Source organism: Acidithiobacillus sp. TH-A36 (assembly GCF_057473445.1).
The window spans coordinates 1-1,426 of the sequence record NZ_JBYCKP010000065.1; the positions used below are offsets into that span (position 1 = coordinate 1).

Annotated in this window: 3 protein-coding genes; 2 read left to right on the forward strand and 1 reads right to left on the reverse strand. The window is 50.9% G+C overall.

Annotated elements, in window-relative coordinates:
- The coding region (locus AC2VLY_RS01610; protein ID WP_486892493.1) for a hypothetical protein at nt 1-409 on the forward strand (409 nt) is incomplete at its 5' end.
- A gap of 41 nt (nt 410-450) precedes the next feature.
- Here AC2VLY_RS01610 and AC2VLY_RS01615 read toward each other — a convergent pair.
- Nucleotides 451-984, reverse strand: coding sequence for a hypothetical protein (locus AC2VLY_RS01615; protein ID WP_142086149.1), 534 nt, complete (start codon nt 982-984; stop codon nt 451-453).
- Between the two features lie 234 nt (nt 985-1,218).
- On the opposite strand from AC2VLY_RS01615, the gene AC2VLY_RS01620 reads away from it, so the two are divergent.
- A partial coding sequence (locus AC2VLY_RS01620; protein ID WP_486921669.1) for a hypothetical protein occupies nt 1,219-1,426 on the forward strand: 208 nt, incomplete at its 3' end.

Genomic DNA, 1,426 nt, shown 5'->3' on the forward strand with positions numbered 1-1,426 from the left:
GTCCGGCAATTTTGTAACACCCCAAAGCATGGAACGGGTCAGTGAGACCGGTTTTTCGTGGTGGCAAAAATGGTCGAGAGAGCGATATGCCGGTCAAGAAACCGCTGCGCATTGCATGGGGATGCACGCCGCCCAAAGCGCGGCCTGCTGGTCTGCGCTGGCGAATACCGTCCGGATATATGCTGATGATGCAGAACGGGATGGAGCAGAACCTTATGCCTGCCAAAGCGTGGCCCGTTCCATGAAAATCTACTGGTTAAATTTGGCGCGATTAGCGGATAAAGCCGGGCAAGGGCATGTTGCTACCGCTTTCGTGAAATCGCGATTACTGGCAGCGCGTAAAGATTTACGGCGCACGCGAAACGCATTGCGGGAGATGGCGGATACGGGGGTTTGCCCCATCAATTGAATTAATCCCGTCCAGGCGTGGACGGGATGATACGGGATGCTTTAGCGTTGCCAGCCCACTTTCCATGGTGTCGCCGCTTCGGCTATTTTCACCACCTTTTGCCATTGCACGGGCGTCAATACTTTGTGGAGAAAATGCACTTGGGCTATGCCTTGATCCAGTCTTTTCTTCCCATCCTGGATGACGGCCTGCTTGAGCGGGGCAATAGTGGCACCAGATTCGCCCTGCAACAAAGCCTTTCTTAGGGCCTGGTTGTTATGCCGCATGGAATGGATCCAAGCCGGAAAAGCCTGATGCTGTTTTCCCATCCAGGTTTTCAGTGCGTTATCTTGCTTTGGCGTTAAATCCAGTGTCACCGCATGGGACAGGACAATCGGCATTAGCAAGGGGACCGGACGGTTGGATATCCAGGGGCTGTGCATCCGCATGGGACCTTGCAGGACGGGTCCCCCGTGGGGCGGGAAATGCCACTCTGGGTGTGGGGTTACACCACCTGCGAAAGCGGGTGATGCGGAAGCTAGCCCTAAAGACAAAATAAGTATTCCGAAGACGGATTTTTGATCGGTTTTTAACATGGGTTTTCCTTCAGTGTTCTGTCAGAGTGAGAACCTGAATCCTAACAAGACAGAGAATCGAGGGCCAACTATTTATTATGAACAAAAGTTAAAAACGATCGTTTTTATACCAAGCATTTCATCTTCGCATCGATTTTCTAATTAAACGCGAAAAAAGCCGCTTTTCAAAAAATAGCGCGCAAAAATCGTGTGGTAATCTGAAATCTCATCTACGACAAACACGAGGATTTGAAGATGTCGATCAAGAAAAACAGCTTAAGTTTACCCATAGCAACAGCAGCATTCTTGGCCATTTCGTTATCTGGGGTCGCCGTAGCCGACGCCGGCGTTTGGGGACTCAATAAGCATCCGGCACCGTCCATGGGTTCGCATTCATCGATTTTTGCGCTCAATAACAGTGTTTCCATCGCAGCGGATGGCACGCTGATGAACTACCAGGAAC